Source organism: Pseudomonas sp. (assembly GCF_050739995.1).
Classification (GTDB): domain Bacteria; phylum Pseudomonadota; class Gammaproteobacteria; order Pseudomonadales; family Pseudomonadaceae; genus Aquipseudomonas.
Genome location: NZ_JBOICG010000627.1, coordinates 1 through 3,782, shown reverse-complemented (window position 1 = coordinate 3,782; position 3,782 = coordinate 1). Strand labels below are relative to the sequence as shown.

Sequence of the window (3,782 nt, the reverse complement as noted above, 5' to 3'; positions counted from 1 at the left end):
GCGCCCAGGGGCACGCCGGGGAGCGCGAGGCTCCAGGCGCCGCCGAGGATGATTGCCAATAAGGCACCAATGGCCAGGCCCGGCGTCAGCAGGCCCCCCTCGGCGCCCGCGCGCAGGCTGGCGGCGGTGACCAGCACCTTGGCCACCAACAGAAGGGCGGCCAGGCCGATGGTCAGTTCATTGTCGAAGCCCAACTGCGCCGGGCCTTTGCCATTGCCGAGGATCTGCGGCAGCCACATGGCCAGACCACCGATAAGGGTGAAGTTGATCAACGCCAGCACCGGCAGGCGCCAGCCGCGTGCCGCATTGGCCCTGGCGGCGCCGGTAAAGCGGGTAAAACCATAGGCGGCCACGCCGAACACCGGTCCGCACACCACGGCCCAGGCGATCAGTGCCGGGCTCAGCACAAAATTCGGCACCACGTACTGCGCTTCCGCGCCCAACCCGATCCACGCCACCGCCGTACCAATCGCTGAAGTGGCCAATGCCATCAGCGCCGCTGGCCAACTGAAGGCACCCACCAGCACTTCCAGCACAAACACCGCGCCGCCCAACGGCACGTTATAGACCGCCGCCAGCCCGGCACCCGCACCACAAGCAACGATCAGTCGGTGCATATGCGGCTCGAGCCGCGCCCGTTGGGACAACCATGTGGCGGCCAGCGCGCCGACCTCGCGGGGGGCCACCTCACGGCCCAAGGGGGAACCGAGGGCCACTGTGATGATCTGCAAGAGCGCATGGGCGAGGGTGGTCTTGGGCGGCATGATCGGCATCTTTTCCGATACCGCTTGCTTGATGCTCACCAATGGACGGCCGTAGCGATAGATCGTCCACCAGCCCAACCCGGCGACTGCACCGCACACCATCAGCACCAGCAAACGGCGTTCCGGCGCGGCGGCGGTCACGCCCCACAAAAAGGTTTCATGGCTGACCAGGCTGTCGAGGCTGTAACCGTACGCCAGGTGTTGAATGCCGTGCAGCAGCAAGGCCAGGAGCATCCCGCCCAGGCCCGCACCAATGCCGGTCAGTGCGACCACCAGGGCCAGAATCAGCGACGAACGAAACGTGGACGGCATAGGCGGCTCCAGGCAAGGGCCCTGATTGTATAGCCGATAAGCCGGGCCTTCGGGGTGAAATGTATCGCCGCTGCATGAACAGCACGCCCACAACATCCCATTACTTTTGGCAGTCCCGTTTTTGGCCGATGCGCCGTCATACACCCTTGTTATAGTTCGGGCCTTATCACTCGCCAGTCAGGGATCACTGCCATGTCCGAATACCAAGCTTTCGTCGTCGAACTCATCGGCAACGTTGCCCATGTGCAGATCAACCGCCCGGAAAAGATCAACGCGATGAATGCCGCGTTCTGGACCGAGATCATCGATATCTTCCAGTGGGTCGAAGAGACCGACGCCGTACGTGCCGTGGTGCTCAGCGGTGCCGGCAAGCATTTCTCGTCTGGCATCGACTTGATGATGCTTGCATCGGTGGCCAACGAGTTCGGCAAGGACGTGGGCCGCAACGCACGCCTGCTGCGCCGCAAGATCCTCGAACTGCAAGCCTCGTTCAATGCCGTCGACAACTGCCGCAAGCCGGTGCTGGCGGCGATCCAGGGTTACTGCATCGGCGGCGCCATCGACCTGATCAGCGCCTGCGATATGCGCTACGCGGCCGAAGGGGCGCAATTTTCCATCAAGGAAATCGACATCGGCATGGCCGCCGACGTCGGCACCTTGCAACGCCTGCCGCGCATTATCGGCGACGGCATGCTGCGTGAACTGGCTTACACCGGGCGTCAGTTCGGCGCCGAGGAAGCGCGCAGCATCGGCCTGGTCAATCGTGTGTATGCCGATCAGGAAAGCCTGCTGGCCGGTGTGTTGGACATCGCCCATGAAATCGCCGCCAAGTCACCGATTGCCGTGACCGGCACTAAAGCCATGATCAGCTACATGCGTGACCATACGGTCAATGATGGCTTGGAATACGTTGCCACCTGGAACTCGGCTATGTTGCAATCCAACGACCTGCGCGTGGCCATCGCGGCCCATATGAGTAAGCAGAAACCCGAATTCGTGGATTGACTGACATGACCCCAGGCTGGATTACCACAACCCTGCTCGACAACGAAACGCCGGGTGGCTGGGCTGTTGCCCGTAGCCGCGACGGCTTTTTGCACGATACCAATGGCCCGCTGTTCCCCCGGGAATGGCTCAAGCGCCAGGAGCTGTCGGTGTTCGCCGAACACGGCATCGGCCACCTTGACGGTGAGCCGGTGTATTTGTTGGAACTCAATGCGGCGGCTGAAGTGCCGGGTTGCAGCTGGCAGGGCTTGCGCGGCTTCATGTTGCAAGGCGACCACACCTTGTACAAAGTGCTGGGTTACGCCGCGCAGATCGGCACCTGGGCGCGGGAGCATCGGTTTTGCGGCAGTTGTGGCCAGGCCATGGTCCAGGTGCCACGGGAGCGGGCGATGTACTGCCAGGCCTGTGACCTGCGCAGCTACCCGCGGATTTCGCCGAGCATGATTGTGCTGGTGACCCGTGGCGATGAGATCCTGCTGGCGCGTTCGCCGCGTTTTGTCACGGGCGTCTACAGCACCCTGGCCGGGTTTGCCGAGCCGGGAGAGTCGGCCGAAGACTGTCTGGTTCGCGAGGTACGCGAAGAAGTGCAGGTGGAGGTCAAGAACATCCAGTACGTGGGCAGCCAGTGCTGGCCGTTCCCCCATTCGATGATGCTGGGGTTCCACGCCGAGTACGCCGGGGGCGATATCGTGCCCCAGGCCGACGAGATCGAAGACGCGCAGTGGTTCAGCATCCACGACCTGCCGCCATTGCCGGCGTCACGCTCGATTGCGCGTTACCTCATCGACCTCTATCTGGCGCGCCGTCTAGGCCACGCTGAACCAGTGCTGCCAGGCTAGGCGCACTGTCAGTCCGAGGACCACGGTGATAAACACCGGCCGAATGAACTTGGCGCCGCCGCTGATCGCGCTGCGTGCGCCAAAGAACGCGCCGCACATCACCGAAAGGCCCATGGCCAGGCCGACGATCCAGTCCACCGAACCATTGATGATGAACACCGTCAGCGCCGCCGCGTTGCTGACGAAGTTCATGCTGCGTGCCACGCCGCTGGCTTTCACCAGGTCGATCGGGTGCAGCAGCATGGTGCTCACCGTCCAGAACGCGCCAGTGCCGGGCCCGGCCACGCCGTCATAGAAGCCCAGGCCGAAACCTTGGGTGGCTTGCCATTTCTTCTTGATCGGCGCGTCGGCATCCAACGGCGCCTTGGGGGTGCCGCCGAACAGCAGGTACACACCACAGGCGAACACGATCACCGGGAGCATTTTGTTCAGGGTTTCGGCGGGCAGGTAATGGGCAACCACCGCGCCGGTCAACGCGCCGACCAGTGTGCCCACAATGGCGTGCACCCACTGGCGTGGGTGAAACAGCTTGCGTCGATAGAACGTGAAACTCGCGGTGGCCGAGCCAAAGGTCGAGCTGAGTTTGTTGGTGCCCAGTACCAGGTGAGGTGGCATGCCGGCGGTGAGCAGGGCCGGCGTGGTGAGCAGGCCGCCGCCGCCGGCGATGGCGTCGATGAAACCGGCGATAAAGGCCACGACGGCGAGAATGGCGAGGGTGGTGAGGTCAACGCTGAGTTCGAAGGGCATGGGCAGGGGCTTATTATTGGCAGGGCGCTAAGCGAAAGGCCGTCATCTTACTCGCCAGGTGATCGTAAATCCAAATGTGGGAGCGGGCTTGCTCGCGAATGCAGTGTGTCAGTCA

General features: G+C 63.1%; 4 protein-coding genes. 2 read left to right on the top strand and 2 right to left on the bottom strand.

Going from position 1 to position 3,782, the window contains the following annotated elements:
• On the bottom strand, positions 1–1,076 hold a 1,076-nt coding region (locus ACRESD_RS21185), incomplete at its 3' end, for a chloride channel protein (protein WP_431752693.1).
• 192 nt (positions 1,077–1,268) lie between these two features.
• Here ACRESD_RS21185 and ACRESD_RS21180 point away from each other — a divergent pair.
• Positions 1,269–2,081: a crotonase/enoyl-CoA hydratase family protein gene (locus ACRESD_RS21180; RefSeq protein WP_431752692.1), complete on the top strand. Its 813-nt coding sequence runs from the start codon at positions 1,269–1,271 to the stop codon at positions 2,079–2,081.
• A gap of 5 nt (positions 2,082–2,086) precedes the next feature.
• Entirely contained in the window at positions 2,087–2,920 is an 834-nt protein-coding gene (gene nudC / locus ACRESD_RS21175; protein WP_431752691.1) for an NAD(+) diphosphatase, read from the top strand.
• On the opposite strand, the gene ACRESD_RS21170 is transcribed toward nudC, so the two are convergent.
• Positions 2,888–3,667, bottom strand: coding sequence for a TSUP family transporter (locus tag ACRESD_RS21170; RefSeq protein ID WP_431752690.1), 780 nt, complete (start codon positions 3,665–3,667; stop codon positions 2,888–2,890). The two genes, nudC and ACRESD_RS21170, sit on opposite strands and share 33 nt — an antisense overlap.
• Positions 3,668–3,782 lie beyond the last annotated feature (115 nt).

Excerpts from the sequence above, each read along its gene's own strand:
- ACRESD_RS21180 (WP_431752692.1), top strand. The coding sequence starts at position 1,269 with ATGTCCGAATACCAAGCTTTCGTCGTCGAACTCATCGGCAACGTTGCC.
- nudC (WP_431752691.1), top strand. The coding sequence starts at position 2,087 with ATGACCCCAGGCTGGATTACCACAACCCTGCTCGACAACGAAACGCCG.
- ACRESD_RS21170 (WP_431752690.1), bottom strand. The coding sequence starts at position 3,667 with ATGCCCTTCGAACTCAGCGTTGACCTCACCACCCTCGCCATTCTCGCC.